Here is a 25,746-nt window from a genome sequence, read left to right as displayed (position 1 = left end):
GAGATGAATATAATGGATTGGACGGAACAGGATGTGAAAGATACGCTGCCGAAACGGGAGGCGGACAGCCATAAAGGAACGTTCGGGACGGCGTTATTGCTGGCCGGGAGCGATGACATGCCGGGAGCCGCCCTTCTGGCCGGATTGGGTGCGATGAGAAGCGGTGTCGGCAAGCTCGTCATCGGTACATCGGCAGGCGTCATTCCGCTTATCGTCCCGGTGCTGCCGGAAGCCACGTACTGGCGGGACGGGTGGAAAAAAGCCGCGGCGGGCCAGCCCGGGGAAACCATCCGCGCCGCTGCCATCGGGCCGGGCCTTCCCCAAACAGACGAAGTGCAGCAGGCGGCTGATCAGCTGCTTTCTGGCGATTATCCCGTCTTACTGGATGCGGGCGCCATTACGAAAAGAACCTATCCGAAGAGGAAAGCTCCCGTGATCTTGACGCCTCATCCCGGCGAATTTTCCAGAATGACAGGCCTTCCGATTCAAGAGATTCAGCAGAACAGAGCGGAATATGCCGCGGAATGGGCGGAGCGGCTTCATGTCGCGATTGTCCTGAAAGGAAACGAAACCATTATCGCTTTTCCCGACGGGGAATGCCGCAGGAATACAACCGGAAACGGCGCGCTTGCAAAAGGCGGGACCGGCGACACGCTGACGGGAATGATTCTCGGCATGCTGTGCTGTCATCAAGACCCGAAGCACGCCGTATTGAACGCCGTCCGCCTTCACGGCGAATGTGCGGAATTATGGACGAAAGAGCGCTCCGCCCATACCTTATTGGCGCACGAACTTTCTGAACTGCTGCCGCGTGTATGGAAGGAATATGAATAAAGAAAAGGCGTCTTCATAGGGAAGGCGCCTCTTTTTGTTTTAACCTTGATTTCATCAGGACATAATACAGCAGCGACGGAACGGCCAGGCCGATGACCCAGGCAATGTCGCCTCCGCCGAATATTTCAGCGAGCGGCCCGATGTAAAAGGATGTATTGATGAACGGGATTTCTAATATAATCGACAAAACGAAGGCGGCCGCTGTAATCCAATTGACCCTGCCGTATTGCCCGTTGACGTCAAACATCGATTTGACGTGGTATTTTCCGCGGCGGATAAAATAGTAATCCACGAGGTTGATCGCCGTCCATGGAATTAAGAAATAACTGATGAAAAAGATGAAATTTAAAAACAGTTCCATGAAATTGCTTTGGCCCAAGAGACTTAATACAGTACCCGCTGCCGTCACACAAAGGATCATTACCACTCTTGTTTTCGGCGTCACCTTCAGTTTTAAAAACGGCTCCAAGGTAGTCGTGGTTGACATAAAGGCTCCGTATAAATTAAAGACGTTGATCGCCATTTGCCCGAACAGGACGATGATCAGCATAATAAAGGAAAATGGACCGAACAATCGGACAATCTCATTTCCTGCATTAGCGGTAAATTCCGGGAGCGCCGTCGTCAAAATGGCGCCGAGAAGCATCATCCAGATGGAACTGACTGACGTACCTGCATAGCTGTACCAAAAAGTATGCGATGCCGGTGTTTTGACCGGCAGATAACGGGAATAATCTGCGACATATGGCGCGTATGCCAGCTGCCATGTGGCCACCGCGCTGACCGCCACTAGAAAAACAGGCAGATCTAATGAGCCGGGCACCCAGCTTCCTGAAGGAATCGGCAGTTGAAAAATAAGAATTGTTGCAGCAAAAAAAACGGCAAAGGAGGTCCAAGAGAGGATTTTCTGCATTTTGTGAATCAGATCATGACCGTAGATCGTGAGTAAAAAACAGATGGCGCTTAAGCCGATAATACACCATGAAGCCGGAATCGGGACAAAGCTGCTCAGTGTACCGGCTGCGAGAATCGTACTGCTCGCAAAGAAGCCCAGGTAGATAAACATGACCAAAAAGAGGGGCAGAATCGCTCCGATCACGCCGAATTGCGCGCGGCTTTGAATCATTTGCGGAATTCCGAGCTGAGGTCCTTGTGCGGAATGAGACGCCATAAAGATTGCGCCGATAAAGGTTCCGATTATAATGGCGGCGATACTCCAAAAGAGATCGAGTCCCATTGTAACGGGCAGTGTGCCTGTGACTAACGTCGTAATATGCATATTAGCCCCGAACCAGACGGGGAATAAATCTTTAGCCTTTCCGTGTCTTTCGTCATGCGGAATATGTTCAATCGTTCGCCTTTCTACTTTCAATAGATAATCTCCTCCGTATGTTCTTCTTTAACATAAAGACATAGCTTAACAGATTGACCTTCCGTTTACAAATTCCAGCATGCAGGAAAAACATTGTAAAGCCTCGCTGACAGCCGTTCAAAGTTTTTTTTGAAAAACGGTACAAACACTGCCGCCAAAACGATTTGCCAGGGTTTAAAAGGCATGGATACGCTTACTGACTAATATGTATGAAGGAGAAATGTGTCAATCTTTTGACGAATGGAACCATTATTCGTTAAGCTGAAAGAATAGTTTACTTTGTGTAAATTTCATTAATGAAAAGGGGATTGATGATATGTGTACAAGTCTTACATTGAAAACGACAGACGGTAATCACCTATTGGCGCGAACGATGGATTTTGCATTTCAGCTCGGTACGGACGTCGTGCTTTACCCTCGTCAGTACAGCTGGAAAAGCGAAGCTGACGGCAGGATGCATAAGACGAAATACGCATTTATCGGCATGGGGAGAAATCTCGGCAATGTTCTGTTTGCCGACGGCGTAAATGAAAAAGGGCTGTCGTGTGCGACGCTGTATTTTCCGGGCTTTGCGGGATACGAGAAAGCGGAACGGGAGGGCACCTGTCACATCGCTCCTCATGAGTTTGTCACCTGGGCCTTATCAAACTGTGACTCTCTTGAAGACATAAAGGAAAAGCTCTCAATGCTGACGATTGTAGAGAAGAAGTTAATGTTATTGGATACGGTGCTGCCTCTTCATTGGATTTTATCAGACCGCACGGGCAGCTGCATTGTCATCGAGCCGACACCGGAGGGAATGAAAGTATATGACAACAAACCCGGAGTGATGACCAACAGTCCGGAATTTCCTTGGCATGTGACCAATCTGCGCCATTATATCGGAATCAGGCCGCAGCAGTCAGAAAGCAAAACATTGGGCGGAATGACATTAACCGCTTTCGGCCAAGGATCTGGAACGATCGGGCTTCCCGGTGATTACACGCCGCCATCCCGGTTCATCAGAGCCGCTTATCTGAAAGAGCATTTAGAGCCTGCCGCCCATGAAACGGATGGCGTTACGGCCGCTTTTCACGTGCTGTCCAATGTGAATATTCCAAAAGGCGCGGTGATCACAGAGGAGAATGAAATTGATTATACGCAGTATACGTCGGTCATGTGCTGTGACACCGGGAACTACTACTTTCATCTGTACGACAACCGGCAGATTCACAAAGTAAGTCTATTCCATGAAGATCTTGAACGTCCGGAGCCGAAAGTATTTGCGGCCGCGGCGGAGCAGAATATACAGGAGCTGAATTAGCTCAAAAAAAAACAGGACGCGATTGTCCTGTTTTTTTATTTAATACGGATCAGACGGATGGCTTTCCTGTTCAGCCTGTTTTGCGGCTTGTGCCGTATCAGTAGTGCCGATCGGCCCGCCGCTGCTGCTTTCGGAGGCTTTTTTCAGCCCTTCCGCAACACGTTTTCCGTAGTCCGGATCTGCTTTTGTGAAATTCTCAATCATTTGATCCTGAATGTCTTTCCGGCAGGAAGAAAGCGTATTGACCAGGTTTGTGATCAATTCGTTCCGTTCAAATTCCGAAAATCTGCGGTATGTTTCACCGGCCTGGCCGAAGTTATTCGGCCGGTCGATCGCTTCCCGCTTCACATCGCCTTCGACATGAGGTATATGGTCTTTCCCATCCTGCTTTGCTTCGGTGAGTCCTCCCATAATGGACGGCTCATAGTTGACGTGCGGGTTTTGTCCTTCTGCCCGATCGACCCGATACTGCATTTGCCCGCCTTCCTGGTTGGTGGCGACATGCTTTTTCGGCGAGTTGATCGGGAGCTGCAGGTAATTTGCGCCGACGCGGTACCGCTGGGTATCTGAATAGGCGAATGTCCGTCCCTGAAGTAATTTGTCATCTGAAAAATCAAGGCCGTCCACAAGCACGCCCGTTCCGAATGATGCTTGTTCCACCTCGGCATGGTAGTTTTCCGGGTTTTTGTTCAGAACCAATTTGCCGATCGGCTTCCAAGGGAAATCGTCTTTATACCACAGCTTGGTCGGATCAAGCGGATCAAAATCCAGCTCGGGATGCTCGTCATCAGTCATGATTTGCGCATACACTTCCCATTCAGGGTAATCGCCTTTTTCAATCGCCTCATACAAATCCTGTGTCGCATGGTTAAAGTTTTTCCCCTGAATCTCTTCCGCTTCCTTCTGTGTCAGGTTGCGGATGCCCTGTTTCGGTTCAAAGTGATATTTGACGAGCACGGCTTTTCCTTCTTCATTGACCCATTTGTAGGCATGGACGCCTGAGCCCTGCATCTGCCGGTAGTTGGCCGGGATGCCCCACGGCGAAAACAAGAAAGTGATCATATGAGTCGCTTCCGGTGATTGGGAAATGAAGTCGAAAATACGCTCGCCGTCCTGAATGTTCGTAACGGGATCAGGCTGAAATGCGTGCACAAGATCCGGGAACTTCAGCGGATCACGGATAAAAAAGATTTTCAGGTTGTTGCCGACCAGATCCCAGTTGCCGTCTTCGGTATAAAGCTTAACGGCAAAACCCCGGGGATCACGCAATGTTTCCGGGGAATGCTTCCCGTGGTTGACGGTAGAGAACCGCACAAACGCCGGAGTTTTCGTTCCTTTCTTTTGAAACACTTTCGCTCTTGTATATTTAGAAATCTCCTCGTCTCCAAAACTTCCGTACGCCTCAAAGTATCCGTGTGCGCCGGCGCCGCGCGCGTGAACGACGCGCTCGGGAATCCGTTCGCGGTCAAAGTGGCTGATTTTCTCCAAAAAATCATAATTCTCCAATGTCGTCGGTCCTCTATTGCCGACTGTCCTGACATTCTGGTTGTCAGTGACCGGATGGCCCTGCCGGTTTGTCAGCGTGTCTTCTGACTCGCCTTTACCGGTCGTCTTACTGGAAAGCGTTTCTTCGCTGTTTTTGTTATTTGCCATTGTTGAACCCTCCTTTTTGAACGGTAACAATATGCCCAGCAGAGCCGTTTTTTAAAACCGATTTTCAAAAGAAGCGGTTATTCCGCGATCGGCGTCAAGGACCCGCCGTTCCATATTTCGCCCTTGTTCAGCGTCCAGCTGTTTTGATAAAGGCTTTGCGCGCCTTGATTGGCCGCCGGACTTAATTGTTCATCCCATGTCAAAAAGTACGCGGTCTGAGGGTATTTTTGCCTGATCGCATTAATAAAAGCAGCATAATCAAAGCTTCCGATATTGCCGGACGGACCGGTTTCGGCAAAGGCAAACGGTTTTTTCAGAGACAGCATTTCATCATAGCCTGATATCGCATACGGATCAGTGAAGTAAGCGTCCAGACCGGTAATATCCACATAAGATGAGCCTGGGTAGAAGTCTGTTTTAAAGTCTCTGTTGGCATCCGGCGAATACACCCACAAAAGGTTATCCAATCCTCTTGTCTCTGTCATATAGCGGTATATCTTCTTGTAAAGCTCTTTGTACAGCGAGATTCTCTCATTGTCTTTTTGGTTGTAGCCTGTCAGCCCCCACCAGAACCACTCGCCGTTCATTTCATGCAGCGGTCTGAACAGAACGGTGACGCCTTGATTTTTCAGCTGAGTAAGGCCGTCGGCAATTTTGCTGAGCAGCGCCTCAAGCCGTTTTCCTTCCACAGTTGAAGGGTCAAGGATGTTTTTGTACTGGCTGTTTGAGATGGCCGTTTTATAGTTTCCGGATGGAAAGGCCGGATTTGCGAGATGCAGGCTGACCTGAGGGAGGCCGCCGCTTTTCCAGTATGAGATTAAGCTGCTGTTGCAGCTGTAATCGATAGTATCGGTGATATCCGCTGTTTCCAGCCACCCTCTCCCATAGTCACAGCCGTAGATGGCGGGAGACTGTCCCGTCGCGTTTTTCAAGCGGTTTTCCTCTGTCATTGAAAAAGTGACATCGCTGTACCCGCCGAACGCTCCGGACATGACCCTGTTTTCTGAACGGTTGGGCAGGTGGGCCAGCCAGTTCATGATATCTTTTGTCGTCTGCTGGGCATTTGGGTTGACGGGATAAACGGTGTGAGCCGATATCGGACTGGCGGCTCCTAAGAGTAATAAAACGATAGACAGGCAGACTGCTAATTTTTTAAGCATATAAAAGACCTCCTGATTTTTAAGATGATGAAGGATGTGAAACGATAACCTCACAATCTCCTTCTATAACAAAATCTCCGGAATCCGCCGGCACGATAAAGTGATCGCCTTTGTGAACGGGGCATCCATCCAGTTCTCCGCGTCCTTTAATGACGCTTGCGAGTAAATACCGGCCGGGTGCGGGCAATGATGCTTTCCCGCTCACATCCCATTGATAAACTGAAAAGAAAGGTGTTTCGGCGAGTATCGTAATAAGAGCATCTCCGATCCGATGCTTAGTGCTTTTTACATTTTCATCGGTATGGGGAATGTCTGTTACGTCAATTACTTTCTGAAGATGAAGCTCGCGTTTATTCCCGTTCCCATCCGTCCGGTCATAGTCGTAAAGCCGGTAGGTGGCATCAGAGCTTTGCTGGATTTCAAGGACGAGCGTACCTTCACATAAAGCGTGCAGTGTGCCGCTCGGGACATAGAAAAAGTCGCCGGGCTTAATGGGGATGCGGCGGAGCAGGTGATCCCACTCGTTTCGTTCAATGAGCCGAACGAAATCTTCTTTTGTTTGGGCGCGGTGCCCTAAAATGAGCTCCGCGTCTTTTTTGCAGTCCAACACGTACCAGCATTCCGTTTTTCCGAGTTCTCCGTTTTCATGCCGATGTGCATATGCGTCATCCGGATGAACCTGCACGGATAAGTCCATATTTGCGTCAAGAATTTTTGTGAGCAGGGGAAAAGCGTCTTCTTTCGGATGTCCGAACAGGTCAGGGTGTTCATTCCAGAGACGGTGTAATGATGTTCCGGAAAAAGGCCCGTTCCGCACGATGGATGTACCGTGCGGATGAGCTGAAATCGCCCAGCACTCTCCCGTCCGCTCAGAAGGAATCTCATACCCGAATGTATCGCGCAGCTTCGTCCCGCCCCATAATCTTTCTTTAAAAACCGGTTCCAAAAATAAGAGTTTCATCATTTTCCCGCCTCCCGGTTTGCCGTCTCTAATGCGCGCTCCGCCAATACGAGCGAACCGGCCGCGCCGGAGTGAATTCCTAATTGAGGGGGAACGATGAAGTGTTCAATGTCGGGCAGATCAATATATTGATTCAGCCGCTTTTTCACGTGCTGACGGATATAAGAGAACAGCTGATGCTGCTTCATGACGCCCCCGCCGAGAATGATCTTTTCCGGCGAAAGTATGAGAATATACTGCACAAGCGCTTCGGCAATATAATAGCCTTCAAGCTCCCACACTTCCTGCTGATCCGCCAGCAGATATGCTTTTTTCCCCCAGCGTTTCTCAATGGCGGGACCTGCCGCGAGGCCTTCCAGGCAATCTGTATGGTAAGGGCAATTGCCTTTGTAGCCGTCGTCCGGGTGTCTTCTGACATAAATGTGGCCCATTTCAGGATGAGACAGCCCTTGAACAAATCTGCCGTTCATGATGGCGCCCGCTCCGATGCCAGTGCCGACCGTCAAATAGAGGCAGCTGTCCGTGTTTTTGGCCGCGCCGAAAGAAGCTTCTCCGAGCGCCGCCGCATTAACGTCGGTGGTGAAGCCTGCGGGAATATGCAGTGCGCTTTTGATCGTTTGAAGAATAGGGCAGTTCCGCCAGGCTGTCTTCGGCGTCGCGGTGATGCACCCGTATGTTTGACTGTCGGGGCGGATGTCAATCGGTCCGAACGACCCGATGCCGATGGCTTCTATCGGGAAATCTTTAAAGTAACGGATGACTTGTCTGAGTGTGTCATCCGGTTCTCCCGTCGGAAACTCCGCCCTGTCCAGAATGGTGCCGTCTTTTTGTCCGGCGGCACAGACAAATTTCGTGCCGCCGGCTTCAATACCTCCAAGCATGGCTGTACCTCCTCATCTGTTAAAATCCGTTTTGATCGGAAACGGCTTTGAACCAGCGGCCGCTTTTTTTGACGGTCCGTTCGCCCCCGTTTTCCAGATTGACAGATACAAAGCCGTAGCGGTTTTTATAAGCATTTGTCCAAGACCAGTTGTCCATGAAAGTCCACAGGTGATAGCCTTTTACATTTGAACCTTCTCCGATGGCCCGATGCACCCATTTGAGATGTTCCCGGATAAATTCAATCCTGTAATCATCCTGAATGATGCCGTTTTCATCGCGGAAGCGTTCCTCGCCTTCAACTCCCATGCCGTTCTCGGAAATAAAACATTCGATATTTCCGTAATGTTCTCTGAGATTGGTGAGAATGTCATAGATTCCTTTTTCGTATATTTCCCACCCGCGGTGAGGGTTCATTTTCCGTCCGGGCATAACATACGGATCGAAGAAACGCTCAGGCAGGAAAGGGGCGTGCGGATTCGGAACATGTTCTTTTGCCTTGACGCGTCTCGGCTGGTAGTAGTTCACGCCTAAGAGGTCAACCGTATGCTCCTGAATGAGGCGGAGATCTTCTTTCTCGTAACGCGGCAGAAAGCCTTCCGCCTTGAGAATCTCGACAAGCTCCTCAGGAAATTCGCCCTTTACGGCGGGATCTAAAAATGAGCGGTTGAAAAAGGCGTCGGCAATCCGGGATGCTTTCAGATCTTCAGGGTGTGAGCTTCTCGGATAAGAAGGCGTCAGATTCAGAATGATTCCGATTTGTCCGTCCTGTTTCAATTCTCTGTAGGCTTTGACAGCCCTTGCATTCGACAGCAGGGTATGGAAGCCGGCCTGCACCGCTTCTTGAAAATTAACGTGATTCGGGTAGTGAAAGTCGTATAAGTAGCCGCCTTCAATCGGCACAATCGGCTCGTTGTGAGTGAACCATTTTTTCACTTTGTCACCGAATAGCGAAAAGCAGGTTTTGGCGTAATGTTCAAACGCGTCAACGGTGTCCCGGCTGACCCAGCCTCCCTTACGCTGAAGGGCGAGAGGCATGTCAAAGTGAAACAAATTGACAAACGGCTCAATGCGATGGGCAAGCATTTCATCGATGACGTCCTGATAAAACGCGACCGCTTTCTGATTGACCTCGTCAGTTCCGTCCGGAATCAATCTTGACCAGGAAATAGACAGCCGGAAGGAGTTGTGGCCGATTTCTTTCATCAGCCGGATATCCTCCTTGTATTGATCATAAAAACGTGACGTGTCGCCGGGGCCGACGCCGTTAAAAAAACGGCTCGGCTCTTTTTCATACCAGTAATCCCATATGTTTTGGCTTTTTCCGTCTCTGTCAGCGGCGCCTTCTGTTTGGGTGGCGGAGGCGGAAGACCCCCACCAGAATCCTTCCGGAAAACGATATTGAATATTAGATTCAGTCAATTGATTTCTCTCCCTTACTGCGATTTTGATTACATACTCATGCTGTCATCCCGTGCATGCTGCTCGGCCTCGGCTTCTTTTTCCTTTGCCATGTTTAATTTGTCCAGCGCTTTAAGAAACGGGAACCAGATAATAAACACAATACAGAGGTTGACCAGCTGCATAATGCCGCCCATGACGGAATTGGTCGCCATAATCCCGTTAATGAAAAGGGGGACGGTCCAGGGCACGGTCACGCCGGTAGGAGGGGGCACGATCCCCGCCGACATGGCCAGGTAGGTGACGAGCGTGACAACCATCGGTGCGATCACCCACGGAATGATAATGATCGGGTTCATCACGATCGGCAAACCGAAAATAACCGGCTCATTGACGTTGAAAATGCCCGGCGCGAGACCGAGTTTGGATATCTGTTTCATCTGTTTGCTTTTCATAAAAAGCAAGATGGTGATCACTATGGCCAAAGTCATTCCGGTTCCGCCCATTCCGACGGTGTAAATCTCCATAAACGGCTTAGAAATAATATGGGGAATCTCTTTTCCCGCTGTATACGCAGCCAAATTTTCGACCTGTAATGTATTCCAGATCGGGTCCATCACGGAATTGATAATGATCTGTCCGTGAAGTCCGAAAAACCATAAAATCTGAATAAAGAAAACAGCGATTAATGTAGGAATGATGCCGCTTCCAAGTCCGACAAGCGGGGCTTGAACCGTATGATAAATGACATCATGCAGATTGGTGTGAAAGATCTGGGTGACAGCCGCATTGATCAAGAGGAAGACGGTAAGCGTGATAAAAGCCGGAATCAATGCGGCGAACGATTTAGCAACAGCCGGAGGAACACCGGCAGGCATCTTAATCGTTAAGTTTCTCTGGACGATTCTTCTGTAGATTTCACCCGACAAAAAAGCGGTTATCATGCCGAGAAACATCCCTTTTGCTCCAAGCCGGTCAACCGGAATGACGCCTGCGACCGCTTTGCCCGTTTCCGGCTCTAAGACGAACGGGGTGAGCAGCAGAAAAGAAACCAATGCAATCGCTCCGCCGAATACGGCCTCCACTTCGTAGCTTTTTGAAAGGTAATAGCCGATCCCGAAGACGACAAAAATGGACATAATCCCCATCGTCGCCGTCGAAGCGCCGCCAAATCCGGATTGAAAGACAGACAGGGCGGAGCTGCTCATGATTTTGTTTAAAAACGGCAGGTTCGTCAGCACGACGAACACCGAACCGAAAATGGTCAGCGGAAACGCCAGCATAAAAGCATCCCGTAAGACTTGCAGGTAGCGGTTATTGTTTAATTTGCCCGCGATCGGAACAAGGAATTGGCTGATTTTCTCAAACACGTCTTCACCCCCGGCTTTTTATAAATTCTTTGATTGAAATAAGTCGAGCATTTCTTTGACGATCTCTTTCATTGAGAGCGCTGACATTAAGTGGTCTTCAGCATGCATAAAAAGCAGGGAGACATCCGTCTTGGCGCCGCCGGCTTCTTTTTGAATCATCTGAAAATGGATGTCGTGCGCTTTTCCCAGTTCTTCTTCAGCCTTTGTCAGAAAGGTGTCTGACTCATCTGGCCGGCCGTCTTTATAAGCGCGTATCGATTGAATAATACAGCTGCGGGCATTGCCGCTGTGAAGAATCAGCTGAAAACTGATCTGTTCATCCGTGTACGTTTCCATGCTTATCGCCTCCTTTATTTGTTCTCTATCAAGGAAACGGCCTGTTCGTATGCTTTTTTGCCGTCTCCCATGCCGTATGCCATCATATCAATCACATCAACGGTGATGTGAAGCGGGTCCGCCTCTTTCTGAAGCTCGCCTTTTAAAAAACTCATCTGCGGGCCGATCAGTACGACGTCTGCGTCTTTCATCGCTTCTTTTGCTTTATCCTGTCCGACTGCCCAAATCTCGGCCTCCTCACCGATGGAGCTGGCGTAATTCTGCATTTTCGTGACAAGAAGGCTGGTGGACATGCCTGAGCTGCAGGCTAATAAAATTCTTTTCATGAGGAATCCCTTCTTTCATAAAGTTAAAACGTTTTCATGAATATTATAATCTTTTGAAATTAAATGTCTATACTTTTAAAATATAAAAGTTTTACTTTTCGGATTTTTGACACAAAAAAACCTTTTAAGATTCAACTTAAAAGGTTTTTCATCTCAAGCGAGCCATAACAGCCATAAATAAAGTCCGATCAGGGTGATGAATAACGTCGGAATGGTTAATATCAGACCTGTTTTGAAATACATTCCCCAGGAAATTTTCACGTTTTTCCGGCTCAGCACGTGGAGCCATAACAATGTCGCCAGCGACCCGATCGGCGTGATTTTCGGCCCGAGGTCAGAACCGATAACATTCGCGTAAATCAATGCTTCTCTCAGCAGCCCGTGAGTGTCCGTTCCGCTGATGGCTATGGCGTCAATCATCACCGTCGGCAGGTTATTCATAACGGAGGAGAGGATCGCAGCGATAAAACCCATTCCGAGTGTGCCCGCAAACAATCCGTGATCCGCCGCTTTCTGAATAAGCTGAGAAAGAAGATCCGTCAGTCCGGCATTCCGCAAGCCGTACACGACAACATACATGCCGACAGAAAAAAACACGATGGCCCACGGGGCGTCCTTGATGACTTGTTTCGCAGGGACGGCGGGGCTTCGCTGCGCCAGAATGAGAAAAATGACCGCGATGGAGCCGGCAACGAAGGAAACGGGTATCGACAGCAGTTCGCTGACGAAATATCCGATCAATAAAACGGCCAGCACAGCCCATGATAACCGGAAAAGGCGCTCATCCTTAATGGCGGATGCCGGATGTTTCACAAGACCGGTGTCATACCGTTTCGGAATGTTTTTTCTGAAATAGAGATACAGCACCAAAATGCTTGCCGCCAGAGAAAAAAGGTTGGGCACCAGCATGCGTGATGCATATTCAATGTACCCGATATGAAAGTAATCAGCGGATACAATATTGACCAAATTGCTTACAACGAGCGGAAGCGAGGTGGTGTCGGCGATGAATCCCCCGGCGATAATAAACGGAAAAACCAGCTTTTCAGGTAAATTCAAAGCCCGCACCATCGCCAGTACGATCGGCGTCAAAATGAGCGCCGCTCCGTCATTGGCAAACAGGGCGGAGACAACAGCCCCTAAGACCGACACATAGAGAAACATCCGCAGCCCGCTGCCTTTGGCCGCCATGGCCATATGCAGCGCGGCCCACTCAAAAAAACCGATACTGTCAAGAATTAATGAAATGATAATAATGGCGATAAAGGCGAGTGTCGCATTCCAGACGATCCCCGTCACTTCCGCGATATCGTGCAGGCTGACTGCTCCGGCGATCAAAGCGAGGACCGCTCCGCCGCAGGCAGACCAGCCGATTGATATATGTTTCGGCTGCCATATGACAAACACAAGTGTCAGCACAAAAATCAGCGCTGATAAAACCGCAACTCCCAAGAATATATCCCCCTTACCGGCATGTAACAGTGACTTCTTTTTGCCGCAATGTCTGTAAAACTTCGTCCTTTTCATCTATCTGCTGGAGAATCGAGCAGACCAGCGCGTATTCCGGTCCGGACGGATGAATGGCATAGTACCGCCACTGGCCCTCGCGTCTTTCGCGCACAAGGCCGGCGTTCTTTAATTTCCGCAAGTGCTGGCTGATGCTGGGCTGACTTATATGAAAAATAGCCGTCAGCTCGCAGACACAATATTCCTTATCCTCCAGAAGCTTCAGCATCAAAAGCCTCGTCGGGTCGCTTAGAAGTTTGAGGCACTGGCTGATCCCTTCGGAACTTAAAGCATTATGCCGCCGTTCCATGCGCTCACTCCTTTTTTACACTATTATATAAGCGAATGTTTATATAAGTAAATGGTATAAAAAAAGCCGGTCTTGCACTTTTTGCAAAACCGGCTCATGTTTATTTTTGGAACAGTTTTTTCGCTTCATCCATTGCTAATTTATTTCCCAGTGCCGAATAATCAAGCCAAGGCTGATCGGCAATTTTATAGACATGGTTTGCTTTCACGGCCTTAAGCCCTTTCCAGACAGCGCTTTTTTGCAATTCTTTATAGGCTTGCTGTGACTTGTCGTCTCTGTTAACGACCACGAAAATCGCATCTGCGTTGTAATCAGGAAGCACTTCTTGAGAAATGACTTCATAAGGGCGGGAGGTGTTCATTTCTTTAATGCCGTCAGCTGGTTTCAGCTTCAGATCGTCAAACAGAATCGGTCCCATCGGGCGGCGTGTGCTGAAGACGCGAAGCTCTTTTGCGTTCACGCGGATCGCCATGACTTTGGCGTTTTTCCCTAATTCCTTATTCATCATGGATCTGACTTGTTTTGTTTCATCTTCGTAATCTTGAATAAATGTTTTCGCTTCTTTTTCACGGTTGACGATTTTTCCGATGTCTTTTAAATGATCGCGCCATGTGCCTTTATCAAGGTCGAAAACGTGTGTATTTCCGATTTTCTTGTATTTTGATACATCTTTTCCCGCAAATTCTTTATCAAGATAAATGTTGTCTGGATTCAGCTCAAGTAAAGCTTCCATATCCGGGTCTGAGGCAGGTCCGAGTTTTTTCGTGTCTTTCAGCTGATTTTTCACATGAGGGAGAAAATCTTTTAATTCTCCGCCCACGACGGAACCGGCAGGTGTAACGCCGAGAGCCAGCAGATCATTTGTCAGGTGAATGGACATCGAAGCGATTTTATGATCGCCGGATTTCTTTTTTGACTCCGGCTGTGATGAATCGGATTGGCAGGCAGCCAGTAAGAAAATACACATGAAACTGATGAGCGCAATTATTTTTTTCATGGGAATACTCCTTGTTTTATGATTTGATTTTCATGACGAGATAGAGAAAATACGGCGCGCCGATGGCTGCCGCAACCACGCCGGCCGGAATGGCGTTCGGCTGAAACAAAGATCGGCCGATGGTGTCTGCCGCGACAAGAATGACAAGGCCGATTAATCCAGCAATCGGAATAATATGCTGATGCATGGTGCCGACGAGCCGTCTTGCCAAGTGAGGGGCGGCAAATCCGATAAAGCCGATTCCGCCGGCCATCGCGACGCTCGCGCAGGACAAGCCGACCGCTATGGCGATCAGCATGATCCTTTTTCTCTGCACGTGTGCGCCGAGCCCCGCGGCTGCCTGGTCACCGAGCATTAAAATATTCAAAGACCGGGCGTTAAGCCATGCAAGCGGTGCGAGAATGCCGATCCAGGGCAAAAGCGACCACACGTGAATCCAATCTCTGCCCCAGACGTTTCCCACCAGCCAGCGGGAAGCGAAGGTATAAGTTTCTTCATTCAGGCGCAGCGACATAAACAATGTAACGGCGCTGAAGCCCGCGGAAACGGCGATCCCGACCAACAGCATGCGGATCGTTAAAAAACCGTTCAGCCTGTCGTACGTAAGCACTACGATCAGCAGGGCGGCGAGTGTTCCGCCCGCAAACGTAAACAGCGGGATGAACATCGACGCCTGCGCCTCCAGGGAATGAAAGAATGTGATATACATCATCAAACCGAAGGAAGCGCCGGCATGCAGTCCGAGAATGCCCGGATCGGCAAGCGGATTTCGGGATACACCCTGCAAAACAGCGCCCGACACGCCTAAGCCGATACCGGCCAGCATCGTCACCAGTATCCGGGGGAGCCGGTAATCGAATAAAACGGTTGTGCTTTGAAACGTGCCGTATCCGAACAGCGTTTTTCCCACGGTGAGGGGAGAAAGCCGGAATGAGCCCGTGTGCAGCCCGATCAGAATAATGCAAACGGCGATGACCAGCAGAACGAGACCTGCCGCCGCCGCTTTTTTTGTTTCTTTCTGCACTTTCATTTATAAGTCTCTCCCTTCCTTGCGGGCAATATAAAGAAAGAAAGGGACACCGACAAGTGCCACCATGATGCCTATCGCCAATTCTCTCGGGGGACTGACCGTGCGTGAGGCCAAGTCGGCCAAAATCAAAAGAATCGCGCCGAGCAACGCGGACATCGGAATAATCAGCCTGTACGTAACGCCGACGATCTTGCGGGCGATATGAGGAATGACCAGCCCGACAAAGCCGATCGCGCCGGCAGCGGAAACAGACACACCGGCAAGAACGACGGCGATCATTAATCCCGCGGCACGCGTCAGAGCCGTGTTCACCCCTAAATTCGCCGCCACGTCATTTCCCATTGAGAGAAGGGTGACGGACCTGCCCATGAATGTCGCGAGAATGATGAAGACCGCAATCACGGGAACAAGGACTTGTAAATGAGCCCACTTGATCCCCGACACCCCGCCGGCGTACCAGAAGGCCAAATCCTGGCTTAAATCGTAATAAATCGCTACACCGGTACTGAGTGAATGTAAAAGCGCGGCCACGACCGCCCCGGCAAGCGTCACCTTTAAAGGTGTCATGCTGCCTTTTCCCGCCGCACTGATAAAGAAAATCAAGCCGGTGCTTGCCAGTGCTCCCAAAAATGACATCACCATCAGCAGGGCGTATGACAAATGAGGGAAAAAAGCAAAGCTGAGCGCAACAACAAACATGGCGCCCGCGTTTACGCCTAAGACACCCGAATCGGCAAGCGGATTTCTCGTGACACCCTGCATGAGGGCGCCGGCTGCGGCAAAAGCGGCTCCTGTAACGGCCGCGCCGAGCACTCTCGGAAGACGCAATTCATGAATGATCTGCTGGCCCGTTATGTTCGGATTGTAATCAGCAACAGCCGACCAAACCGTATGTAAAGTAATGTCTTTCGCGCCGAATGAGACGGCGAAAAAAATAGAAACAAGCAGCCCGATCACCGCGATCAGGAAGAAAACCCCGTTTTTTAAGATGCTGATCAGACGGCTTGCGGACGTGACAGAATCGCTCAAAAATCAATTCACCTACTTTTATGATCATTGTCCGGCATTTATTGAATATGAGAATCATTTTCATTTGAACCATCATATTATACCGGGCCGATTTTCAAAACGCAATAGAGTGTTCAACAATGATGCCCTTTTTTCTTTCATGTTTATATTGTAAAAAAGAAGTGAAAAACGTGAAAGAGGAAATCGCTATATTCAGAAAGGAGGGAGGCAAATGGCGGGAGAAGGAAAGCCTTTGCCGATTGAATTTTACCAGAGACCGTCAGTGGAGCTTGCCCCTTTATTGCTCGGCTGTCTCCTTGTGAAGGAGACGGATGAGGGAACGGCTTCAGGTTTTATCGTGGAAACGGAAGCTTATATGGGAGCGGATGACCGGGCGGCGCACAGTTTCGGCAACCGGCGCACGAAACGGACGGAAATTATGTTCCATGAGGCGGGCCGCATTTATACATACGTCATGCACACTCATACATTAATGAACGTCGTCGCCGCGGACATCGGCATTCCGCAGGCCGTGTTAATCAGGGCGGCGGAGCCTCATGAAGGACAGTTCCTGATGGAGAGCAGGAGACCGGGCAGACCCCCGAGAGAGTGGACAAACGGCCCGGGAAAACTGACGAAGGCGATGGGCATTTCAATGAACGACTACGGCGGCATGATCACGGAACCGCCGCTGTATATTACGGAGGGCTTTACGCCTGAACATATATCAACAGGCCCGAGAATCGGGATTGACAACAGCGGAGAAGCCCGGGATTATCCGTGGCGCTATTGGGTGACGGGGAACCGGTATGTCTCACGCTGACCATGTTTATAAACGCTGATAACAGGGGAAAGACAAGGTAAAAGAAAGGGGATTCAGACATTGAAAAAATTTTTCAAAACGATTATCAAATGGGCGCCCGTCATCTATCCGATTATCAGAAAAATCATAAAAGAACGGAAGGCATCTAAGCGGAACCGCATGTCCGCATCCCGAACAGCCGGCTGATCCGGCTGTTTTTTTACGGTCTTGGCATCGGATTGCCGCATTGACTTGAAATCCTCCCCAGTATAGAATTTACATACATTTACCCCTTCCTCATTCTTTTTGCCCATTTTTCACATCTGCATCTGATCTGATAGGAGGTTTTTCTCATGCTTCATGGGCGGCTTCGTGAACTTCTGCGCTTGCTTTTAGCTGCTGAAACACCGGTTACAAGCTCAGTCATCGCTGCAAATGTAAAGGTAACGACGCGGACGGTCCGCAATGACATAAAGGAACTGCAAACCATTGTAGAAAAACACGGCGCATCCATTCAATCTGTCAGAGGGAGCGGCTATAAGCTGCTGATCCGGAATGAGCAGCCGTTTAAAAACTGGCTTCAGGACAATTTCCAGCAGAACAGCACCGTGCCGATTTTTCCAGATGAACGGATAGATTACCTGATGAAAAGAATGCTTCTGGCCGACGGCTACCTCAAGCTGGATGACTTGGCGGAAGAACTGTTCATCAGTAAATCCACACTTCAATCTGATTTAAAAGAAGTCAAAAAACGGCTCCGCCCCTATGACATCATTTTGGAAACAAGGCCGAACTACGGCTTTAAGCTGCGCGGCGAAGAGCTCCGCCTCCGTTATTGTATGGCGGAATACTTAGTGGACGACCGCGAGCCCGAGCCTGATCTCCTGAGTGAAAAGGCCGGTATTCTGCCGAAAGACGACATTCATGTGATCCGCACAGCCATTATGAAGCAGGTTCGAAACCATAAGATCCCGCTTTCTTTCTTCGGCCTGAACAATCTCATCATCCATATCGCCATTGCCTGCAAACGAATCCGGACAGAAAACTATGTATCTCTCATTCCGGAAGATCTTCATGATATTAAGCTCGAAACAGAATATCAGTCAGCGGAAGCCATTGTAAAAGAGCTTGAATCTGCGCTTTCGGTCACCTTTCCCGAACAGGAAACCGCCTATATCGCCATTCACCTGCTCGGGACAAAGCGCATGACCCAGTCACAAATGGAAGGAAAAGAGCTTACAAGGCTGATAGACGGGGAAACCAGCCGTTTGACGGAGGCCATGATTGAAGCCATTGAGCGGGAGCTGAAGCTCGGAATCACGGACGACAATGAGCTGAAAGCGGGTCTTGCGCTCCATATCAAGCCGGCGATTAACCGAAACCGGTACGGAATGAACCTGAGAAACCCGATGCTCTCCGCCATAAAGGAGAATTATCCGCTCGCATTTGAAGCGGGAGTGATTGCGGGAATCGTGATCAAGGAGCAAACCGGCATTGATATTCATGAAAATGAGATCGGGTATTTGGCGCTTCATTTCGGAGCCGCCATTGAAAGGAGAAAGACGGAACGGCCGCCTAAACGCTGTCTGATTGTCTGTGCGTCCGGCGCCGGCAGCGCGCAGCTTTTAAGAGAAAAGCTCCGTTCCCGGTTCGCAAAACGTCTTGAAATCGTCGGAACGGCTGATTACTGCAGCCTTGACCAGCTTTCCTTTGAGTCGATTGATTTTGTGGTCAGCACAGTGCCGATCAAAAAAGACCTGCCCGTTCCCGTATTGAAGGTTCATACGCTGCTGGGCGGCGGGGATTTTACAAAAATCGACGCCATGCTGGAAGAAAATCGGGAACAATTGAACTTTCTGAAACCGGAGCTGGTATTTTTGCAGCAGGATCTGGAGACGAAGGAGGACGTCATCCGTTTTCTCGGACAGCAGGTTGCAGAAGCCGGCCTCGCTTCTGATTCTCTGACCGATTCTATTTTTGAAAGGGAAGCGATTTCTCCTACGAGTTTCGGCAATCTTACGGCGATTCCGCACCCGCTCGTTCCGCAGACAGACACGACGTTTTGGGCGGTATGCACGCTGAAGAAGCCGATTGACTGGGCGGATAAGCGTGTCCAATTTGTCTGTCTGCTCTGCGTCGAGAAAGAAAGCAAAGCCGACCTCCAGCATATGTACAAATGGCTCGGCGGCATGTTGGATGATCCGGCCGCGGTAAGCCGTCTCTTAAAATGCACAACCTATCAGGAGGTTTTACGAGTATTCAGAGACAAACGATCAGAGAAAGACCGGGATACACCTTTTTTCCGTTAGCAGCGGAAAAAGCCTGAGTAGTTATGAAAGCGATTTCATAATATGATGTTACTAACATCGAGACATACAAAATATCAAACTTTCAGGAGGTCTTTTACATGAATATATTACTCGTTTGTGCAGCAGGGATGTCAACAAGCTTACTCGTCACCAAGATGGAAAAAAGCGCGCAGGAACAAGGAAAAGAATATAAAATCTGGGCGGTGTCAGGCGATTCAGTCAACCAGCATATTGATAAAGCGGACGTATTGCTGCTTGGGCCTCAAGTCCGTTATTTGCTTCCGCAGCTGAAAAAATTGGGTGAATCAAAAGGAGTGCCGGTTGAAGTCATCAATACCGTCCATTACGGCACTTGTAACGGAGCGGAGGTTCTGAAATCAGCGGAACAGCTCGGAAACGCATCGTAGAAAGGGGCGGGCCGTGTGAATAAGGTGAACCAGTTTTTAGAAGAGAAAGTCATGCCCATTGCCGGAAAAATTGCCTCCCAGCGGCATCTTCAAGCATTGCGTGACGGAATCATCCTCACCATGCCGCTTATCATCATCGGTTCGTTTTTTCTGATCATCGGCAACCTGCCGATTCCGGGATATGCGGATTTCATGGCGAAGACGTTCGGAAGCGCCTGGTCTCAAAAACTGCAATATCCGGTTGATGCGACCTTTGAAATCATGGGCCTTGTCGCCGCTTTCGGAATCGCCTACCGCCTGGCTGAAAAATACGGGGTGGACGCATTATCGGCCGGTGCGATATCTTTGGCGGCGTTTCTCTTGGCAACGCCGTACAAAGTTCCGTTTCTGCCTTCCGGCGCAAAAGAGGAAATCATGGTGGGCGGCGGCATCCCGCTGTCTCTCATGGGAAGCAAAGGGCTGTTTGTCGCGATGATCATCGCCATGCTGTCGACGGAAATTTACCGCCTGATCATCCAGCGGAATTTCGTCTTCAAAATGCCGGACGGCGTGCCTCCGGCGGTCAGCAAATCATTTGTCGCTTTAATTCCCGGCTTTGCCGTCATCTTTCTGATCTGGGGTGCGCGTTTAATTGTCGAAGCGACGCCGTTTGAAAGCCTTCATAACATTGTAAGCGTTGTACTGGGGACGCCCCTCTCGATTCTTGGGGGAAGTCTCGGCGGAAGCCTGGTAGCCGAAGCGGTTCAAATGCTTTTGTGGGCGTGCGGATTACATGGGGCGAACATTGTCGGCGGCGTCATGGCGCCGATCTGGTTCGGAGCGATGGATGCCAACCGGGTTGCGTTTCAGGCAGGCGATGCGCTGCCGAATATTTTCACCCAGCAGTTCTTTGAAATCTGGATCAACATCGGCGGAAGCGGCGCGACACTGGCGCTCGTGGTCACCATGTTTCTCCGTTCGCGAAGCAAGCAGATGAAGCAGCTTGGGAAACTCGCCATCGGGCCGGCTGTCTTTAATATTAATGAGCCGATTATTTTCGGAATGCCGATCGTCATGAACCCGATGCTTCTCATTCCGTTCATCATCACACCGCTTGTCACACTGGTCTTTACCTATATCGGCATGAGCACAGGCCTCGTCGCCAAACCTGCCGGCATTGCCGTCCCATGGACGATGCCGCCGATTTTCTCCGGCTATCTTGCCACGGGCGGAAAAATATCAGGGGCTGTCATGCAGGCGATTAATATCATCACAGCCTTTATCGTGTACTATCCGTTCTTCAGAATGTGGGATTCGCAAAAGCTGAAAGAAGAAAACGAACTTGAACAATCGCAGGCGCCAGCCGTACAGGGAGACGAAAAAGCCGTGCTGTAGAGAAAGGGAGTGAAACACATGAATGAAAAAATGGAACAGACCATTTTTCAGATCATCCTGCATGGCGGCAACGGCAGAAGCGCATCAATGGAAGCCATTGCCGCCGCAAAGCGGGGGGACAGAGCCATGGCCGAGGAAAAGCTTCAGGAAGCCGCAAGGGAACTGACCGAAGCCCATCATTACCAGACAGAATTGATCCAAAATGAAGCCGGCGGAGAAAAAACAGACATGACGCTTTTAATGGTGCATGCGCAGGATCATTTAATGAATGCCATGACCGTGAAAGACTTGGCCGCTGAGTTAGTCGAGATTTACGAAAAAGTGAGTCTGCAAGGGGGAGCAAAAATATGACAAAAGGAATTAAAATTGTAACGATCGGCGGAGGTTCAAGCTATACACCGGAGCTTGTGGAAGGCATCATTAAGCGCTATGAGGAACTGCCTGTCAGAGAATTATGGCTCGTCGACATTCCCGAAGGCGAGAAAAAACTCAATATCGTCGGCACGCTTGCAAAACGCATGGTCGAAAAAGCGGGTGTTCCGATAGAGATTCACCTGACGCTTGACCGGAGAGAAGCCTTGAAGGATGCGGATTTCGTAACGACTCAATTCCGCGTCGGTCTCCTTGAGGCCCGCGCCAAAGACGAACGGATTCCGTTAAAATACGGCGTAATCGGCCAGGAGACAAACGGTCCGGGCGGTTTATTCAAAGGGCTGCGCACCATCCCGGTTATTCTGGAAATCGCGAAAGACATCGAAGAGCTTTGTCCGAATGCGTGGCTTGTGAATTTCACAAACCCTGCCGGCATGGTTACCGAGGCCTTGCTCCGCTACTCGAATCTCACAAAAGTCGTCGGCCTCTGCAATGTGCCGATCGGCATTAAAATGGGCGTCGCAAAAGCATTGGATGTGGATGTCAGCCGGATCGAAGTGCAATTTGCCGGACTGAATCACATGGTCTTCGGGTTAGATGTTTTCTTAGACGGCGTCAGCGTGAAAGATCAAGTCATTGAAGCCATGGGAGACCCGAAAAACGCCATGACGATGAAAAATATTTCCGGAGCGGAATGGGAGCCTGAATTCCTGAAGGCGCTCGATCTGATTCCTTGCGGCTATCACCGCTATTATTTCAAAACGAAAGAAATGCTCGAGCATGAAATAGAAGCTTCACAGACGGAGGGCACACGCGCCGAGGTCGTGCAGAAGGTTGAGAAAGAACTGTTCGAACTGTACAAAGATCCGAATCTCGCCATCAAACCGCCGCAGCTGGAAAAACGGGGCGGAGCGTACTACAGTGACGCGGCCTGCAACCTGATCAGCTCCATCTATAACGACAAACATGATATCCAGCCCGTCAATACGATAAACAACGGCGCGATCGCCAGCATTCCGAATGACTCAGCGGTCGAAGTGAACTGCGTCATGACGAAAGACGGTCCGAAACCGATCGCCGTCGGTGATCTGCCGGTGTCTGTCCGCGGACTCGTCCAGCAAATCAAATCATTTGAGCGCGTCGCCGCTGAAGCAGCCGTCACGGGAGATTATCAAACGGCGCTTCTTGCGATGACGATCAACCCTCTTGTCCCGTCAGACTCCGTGGCAAAGGCCATTCTGGATGAAATGCTTGAGGCTCACAAAGAACATCTGCCCCATTTCTTTAAGTCGATTGAAGCATAAGAGCAATAAAAAAAACCCGGATTTGCTTCCGGGTTTTTTGCTTATTTTGATTCGCTTAGTGAGGCGACTTTCGTCGTCCAGCCGAACACGTCGGCTTCCGCGCCTTTTTGAATGCCTGTAATGGTATCGTACAATTTCTTCGAGATCTCTCCGGTTTCACCGCTGCCGATGACAAGACTTTCATCATTCCAGATCAGTTCGCCGACCGGAGAAATGACCGCCGCCGTACCGGTTCCGAATGTTTCTTCCAATCGGCCGTCACGATGCGCCTGGATGATTTCATCGATCGAAATCTTCCGCTCGGACACAGTCAGTCCCCAATGTTTGAGAAGGGTGATGACGGAATTTCTCGTAATTCCTTCAAGAATGCTTCCGTTCAGCTCCGGCGTCACGATTTCGCCGCTGATTTTGAAGAAGATGTTCATGCTGCCGACTTCTTCGATGTATTTTTTCTCAATGCCGTCAAGCCATAAAACCTGGGAAAATCCCTTCTCTTCCGCAACCTGCTGCGCTTTCAGGCTTGATGCGTAGTTGCCGGCGGTTTTCGCGTTTCCGGTGCCGCCTTTGACGGCGCGCACGAATTCGTTTTCCACGGCGATTTTTACCGGTTTAATGCCTTCTTTGTAATAAGAGCCGACCGGGGAAAGGATGATAAACAGCTTGTACGTATGGGATGCCGCTACACCGAGGAAAGGCTCAGTCGCAATAATAAACGGACGGATATAAAGGGAAGTGCCTTCCGCTTTCGGAATCCAGTCTTGGTCGATGGCTACGAGCTGTTTCAGGCCTTCAAGAACAAGCTCTTCATCAATGAGCGGGATGCAAAGGCGGTCATTTGACTGGTTCAGGCGCTCCATATTTTTCTCCGGTCTGAACAGAAGCACTTCCTGATCCTTCGTTACATACGCTTTAAGCCCTTCAAAAACGGTTTGGCCGTAATGATAAACCATGGCCGCAGGATCCATTGAGATGGACTGATAAGGGATAATTCTCGGATCATACCAGCCTTGATCGGCGTCGTAATCCATAACAAACATATGGTCGGTGAAAATTCTGCCGAACGCAAGGTTATGGGGGTCCGGTTTCGGTTTTTTGGCTGAAGTCAATTCAACACGAATGTCTTGTTTCATAATGTTCTGTCTCCCTATTGGTGTTATTGTCAAACTTATTTGAAAATAATTTATATTCTATTGTATACCTTCAACAAATATTCGCAATAGTTTTCCTCAAATTTGTGAAAAAATCAAATCACATAAAAAGCAGGGGAGAGAATGCCCCCTGCGTGTTCGTTTTTACATATTCTGTCATCACTGTGCTCAGTGAACCGTCACCTTGCCGGTTTTGTAAAACTGCTCCATTGCTTTATCGACGTACACCCAGCCCTTCCAGGCGATATGGATGGTGTCTTTCATAAAGTACGGATCATATTCGTGCCCGGATAAGTCGGCAACCTGAAAGCCCTTCGCTTTAATTTGCTTAGTGACTTTTTTGTAGTAATCAGTCCGGCCTTTTTTCGGGAAGCCGGTGTAGTCATACCATTTTCCGTTGACCGGAATAACCACGAACATCGGTTCAGCGCCGGCATCTTTCAGAATGTTCAGCATATCCTCAAAGTCGTGGTATTCGACTGATTTGGCGTACGTTCTTCCTTTGTTGATTCCTTTCACTCTCTTTACTTTCTTCTTAATCTTTTTATAAGAAGCGTCATCGATATAGAAAGGATTGGACGTGGAGCTCCGTTCTCCTAATTGAGCGGCGGCTGTTTTTAACTCTGACCACGATTTCCCTTTCAGGTTTTCAGAGATCGTCCGTTCAGGGCCCTTGGTTTCTCCCATTGAATAATAAAGATCTTTTTTCTCAAGCAGAGAATAATAAGCTTTGGCAGCCGGCATGACCGCTTTCACTTTCCATGATTGTCCGTTGACCATTCCCTTGTATAATTCAGAAAGGACGGCATCATGCTGAACAACTTTAAAACGGAGCATGCGCTTCATCATGTTCTTTTTGACCGCGGGATCAATCTGGTTATTAAATGCTAAATCCAATGCTTGAAGTGATGAAAAATTCGGCGCAAAGTGCTGTTCATCAGAACCTTTTTTGATAAACCATTGCGGAGAAACAATGAATACCAGCTTTTTGCCCTTCAGCTGCTGATAATGCGCCGCAAAGTTCACGGCGTGTATCAAGGATTGGTCCCCGCCTTTTCCGACAAGATAAGGCGTAAAGCCTTGGTTGTTCACTTGGAAATAGTTGGACGGGTGAAACTCATCCAGTCTTGAAAGCTCGGAAGAACCGAAAATCGGCATATACTTCGAGTCTTCGAACATTTTGTTTTGCAGATAGAGCCCCTGGAACATATTCGGATTTAAGGCCTCCGCCGACTCTTCGACACGTTTTTCAGGAATGAAGCGCGTAAGCCATGAAGCCGGAACTGCGATAGCTCCGACAAACAGGACAAACGCTAAAATAATTGGTCCAAAGAAACGCTTTTTCATTTACTTCAACTCAGTCAGTTTGTTTACAATGTTGTTTGGCGTATTCCACTCGTCACGGTCAAATTCAGTGATCGGCACTGTAATGCCGAAGCGATTTTCGATGGCGACAAGCAGTTCTACAGTTCCGAAAGAATCAAGCAGTCCTTCTTCAAAGATTTCAATATCAGGATTTTCTTTCACAGCGTCCTCCTGACAAACTTCAGCTAATACGTCTAATACTTCCTGTTTAAATTCCAT

Annotated in this window: 26 protein-coding genes; 9 read left to right on the top strand and 17 right to left on the bottom strand. The window is 49.3% G+C overall.

The window, feature by feature from the left end; all coding sequences use genetic code 11:
• The first annotated feature begins 3 nt into the window (after positions 1 to 3).
• Positions 4 to 834 carry an NAD(P)H-hydrate dehydratase gene (locus tag AC2CGA_RS10555; protein WP_044052793.1) on the top strand — a complete coding sequence of 277 codons (831 nt, stop codon included), beginning with the start codon at positions 4 to 6 and terminating at the stop codon, positions 832 to 834.
• A 13-nt stretch (positions 835 to 847) separates the two neighbouring features.
• Here the strand turns inward: AC2CGA_RS10555 and AC2CGA_RS10550 are convergent, their stop codons facing one another.
• On the bottom strand, positions 848 to 2,206 hold the full coding sequence (locus AC2CGA_RS10550) for a purine-cytosine permease family protein (protein ID WP_014306090.1): 1,359 nt from the start codon (positions 2,204 to 2,206) through the stop codon (positions 848 to 850).
• Positions 2,207 to 2,522: 316 nt separating this feature from the next.
• Between AC2CGA_RS10550 and AC2CGA_RS10545 the strand changes: the two genes are divergently transcribed.
• A complete protein-coding gene (locus tag AC2CGA_RS10545) occupies positions 2,523 to 3,509 on the top strand; it encodes a choloylglycine hydrolase family protein (protein ID WP_139885488.1) in 987 nt (328 codons plus the stop codon).
• A gap of 39 nt (positions 3,510 to 3,548) precedes the next feature.
• On the opposite strand, the gene katX is transcribed toward AC2CGA_RS10545, so the two are convergent.
• The 13 genes from katX to AC2CGA_RS10480 all read right to left on the bottom strand — a co-directional run bounded on the left by katX (position 3,549) and on the right by AC2CGA_RS10480 (position 16,437).
• Positions 3,549 to 5,162, bottom strand: coding sequence for a catalase KatX (katX, locus tag AC2CGA_RS10540; protein WP_117614722.1), 1,614 nt, complete (start codon positions 5,160 to 5,162; stop codon positions 3,549 to 3,551).
• Between the two features lie 77 nt (positions 5,163 to 5,239).
• On the bottom strand, positions 5,240 to 6,322 hold the full coding sequence (locus tag AC2CGA_RS10535) for a glycosyl hydrolase (RefSeq protein ID WP_014306088.1): 1,083 nt from the start codon (positions 6,320 to 6,322) through the stop codon (positions 5,240 to 5,242).
• Positions 6,323 to 6,341: 19 nt separating this feature from the next.
• Entirely contained in the window at positions 6,342 to 7,286 is a 945-nt protein-coding gene (manA, locus tag AC2CGA_RS10530) for a mannose-6-phosphate isomerase, class I (RefSeq protein WP_072588355.1), read from the bottom strand.
• The gene (locus tag AC2CGA_RS10525; protein WP_014306086.1) at positions 7,283 to 8,164 is read right to left on the bottom strand and encodes an ROK family protein; all 882 of its coding nucleotides are present in this window, start codon (positions 8,162 to 8,164) and stop codon (positions 7,283 to 7,285) included. The genes manA and AC2CGA_RS10525 overlap by 4 nt, the downstream gene beginning before the upstream one ends.
• A gap of 19 nt (positions 8,165 to 8,183) precedes the next feature.
• Positions 8,184 to 9,584, bottom strand: a complete 1,401-nt coding sequence (locus tag AC2CGA_RS10520) for a glycoside hydrolase family 1 protein (protein WP_139885486.1) — start codon at positions 9,582 to 9,584, stop codon at positions 8,184 to 8,186.
• Positions 9,585 to 9,613: 29 nt separating this feature from the next.
• Positions 9,614 to 10,933, bottom strand: coding sequence for a PTS cellobiose transporter subunit IIC (gene celB / locus AC2CGA_RS10515; protein WP_015387520.1), 1,320 nt, complete (start codon positions 10,931 to 10,933; stop codon positions 9,614 to 9,616).
• A gap of 18 nt (positions 10,934 to 10,951) precedes the next feature.
• Positions 10,952 to 11,269 (bottom strand): PTS lactose/cellobiose transporter subunit IIA, encoded by a 318-nt coding sequence (locus tag AC2CGA_RS10510; protein ID WP_014306083.1) that lies wholly within the window; start codon positions 11,267 to 11,269, stop codon positions 10,952 to 10,954.
• Positions 11,270 to 11,283: 14 nt separating this feature from the next.
• Positions 11,284 to 11,595: a PTS sugar transporter subunit IIB gene (locus tag AC2CGA_RS10505; protein ID WP_015387522.1), complete on the bottom strand. Its 312-nt coding sequence runs from the start codon at positions 11,593 to 11,595 to the stop codon at positions 11,284 to 11,286.
• 153 nt (positions 11,596 to 11,748) lie between these two features.
• A complete protein-coding gene (locus AC2CGA_RS10500) occupies positions 11,749 to 13,047 on the bottom strand; it encodes an arsenical efflux pump membrane protein ArsB (RefSeq protein ID WP_014306082.1) in 1,299 nt (432 codons plus the stop codon).
• A 13-nt stretch (positions 13,048 to 13,060) separates the two neighbouring features.
• Entirely contained in the window at positions 13,061 to 13,411 is a 351-nt protein-coding gene (locus AC2CGA_RS10495; RefSeq protein ID WP_484480189.1) for an ArsR/SmtB family transcription factor, read from the bottom strand.
• Positions 13,412 to 13,511: 100 nt separating this feature from the next.
• Positions 13,512 to 14,408 (bottom strand): ABC transporter substrate-binding protein, encoded by an 897-nt coding sequence (locus AC2CGA_RS10490; RefSeq protein ID WP_014306080.1) that lies wholly within the window; start codon positions 14,406 to 14,408, stop codon positions 13,512 to 13,514.
• 16 nt (positions 14,409 to 14,424) lie between these two features.
• Positions 14,425 to 15,438, bottom strand: a complete 1,014-nt coding sequence (locus AC2CGA_RS10485; RefSeq protein WP_025853649.1) for a FecCD family ABC transporter permease — start codon at positions 15,436 to 15,438, stop codon at positions 14,425 to 14,427.
• Positions 15,439 to 16,437, bottom strand: coding sequence for a FecCD family ABC transporter permease (locus tag AC2CGA_RS10480; RefSeq protein ID WP_042635747.1), 999 nt, complete (start codon positions 16,435 to 16,437; stop codon positions 15,439 to 15,441). It lies immediately after the preceding gene.
• Between the two features lie 241 nt (positions 16,438 to 16,678).
• On the opposite strand from AC2CGA_RS10480, the gene AC2CGA_RS10475 reads away from it, so the two are divergent.
• From AC2CGA_RS10475 to licH, 7 genes are all read left to right on the top strand, one after another.
• The gene (locus AC2CGA_RS10475) at positions 16,679 to 17,269 is read left to right on the top strand and encodes a DNA-3-methyladenine glycosylase (RefSeq protein WP_003150858.1); all 591 of its coding nucleotides are present in this window, start codon (positions 16,679 to 16,681) and stop codon (positions 17,267 to 17,269) included.
• Positions 17,270 to 17,320: 51 nt separating this feature from the next.
• Positions 17,321 to 17,455, top strand: a complete 135-nt coding sequence (locus AC2CGA_RS10470) for a hypothetical protein (RefSeq protein ID WP_369719122.1) — start codon at positions 17,321 to 17,323, stop codon at positions 17,453 to 17,455.
• A gap of 146 nt (positions 17,456 to 17,601) precedes the next feature.
• A complete protein-coding gene (gene licR / locus AC2CGA_RS10465; protein WP_003150860.1) occupies positions 17,602 to 19,557 on the top strand; it encodes a transcriptional regulator LicR in 1,956 nt (651 codons plus the stop codon).
• Between the two features lie 98 nt (positions 19,558 to 19,655).
• Positions 19,656 to 19,964 carry a PTS lichenan transporter subunit IIB gene (gene licB, locus AC2CGA_RS10460; protein ID WP_003150863.1) on the top strand — a complete coding sequence of 103 codons (309 nt, stop codon included), beginning with the start codon at positions 19,656 to 19,658 and terminating at the stop codon, positions 19,962 to 19,964.
• A 15-nt stretch (positions 19,965 to 19,979) separates the two neighbouring features.
• Positions 19,980 to 21,338: a PTS cellobiose transporter subunit IIC gene (gene celB, locus AC2CGA_RS10455; RefSeq protein ID WP_003150865.1), complete on the top strand. Its 1,359-nt coding sequence runs from the start codon at positions 19,980 to 19,982 to the stop codon at positions 21,336 to 21,338.
• 18 nt (positions 21,339 to 21,356) lie between these two features.
• Complete coding sequence (gene licA / locus AC2CGA_RS10450; RefSeq protein ID WP_003150867.1) at positions 21,357 to 21,689, top strand: PTS lichenan transporter subunit IIA; 333 nt, start codon at positions 21,357 to 21,359, stop codon at positions 21,687 to 21,689.
• Positions 21,686 to 23,014: a 6-phospho-beta-glucosidase LicH gene (licH, locus tag AC2CGA_RS10445; protein WP_014419213.1), complete on the top strand. Its 1,329-nt coding sequence runs from the start codon at positions 21,686 to 21,688 to the stop codon at positions 23,012 to 23,014. The genes licA and licH overlap by 4 nt, the downstream gene beginning before the upstream one ends.
• 41 nt (positions 23,015 to 23,055) lie before the next feature.
• Here the strand turns inward: licH and AC2CGA_RS10440 are convergent, their stop codons facing one another.
• From AC2CGA_RS10440 to dltC, 3 genes are all read right to left on the bottom strand, one after another.
• Positions 23,056 to 24,147, bottom strand: a complete 1,092-nt coding sequence (locus AC2CGA_RS10440) for a branched-chain amino acid aminotransferase (RefSeq protein WP_032857213.1) — start codon at positions 24,145 to 24,147, stop codon at positions 23,056 to 23,058.
• A 183-nt stretch (positions 24,148 to 24,330) separates the two neighbouring features.
• The gene (gene dltD / locus AC2CGA_RS10435; RefSeq protein WP_484480188.1) at positions 24,331 to 25,509 is read right to left on the bottom strand and encodes a D-alanyl-lipoteichoic acid biosynthesis protein DltD; all 1,179 of its coding nucleotides are present in this window, start codon (positions 25,507 to 25,509) and stop codon (positions 24,331 to 24,333) included.
• Entirely contained in the window at positions 25,510 to 25,746 is a 237-nt protein-coding gene (gene dltC, locus AC2CGA_RS10430; RefSeq protein ID WP_003150875.1) for a D-alanine--poly(phosphoribitol) ligase subunit 2, read from the bottom strand.

It is taken from the genome of Bacillus sp. SYZHCR11, assembly GCF_057196865.1.
Note: the sequence above shows the minus strand (reverse complement) of the source record. Positions and strands in the feature narration are given on the sequence as shown.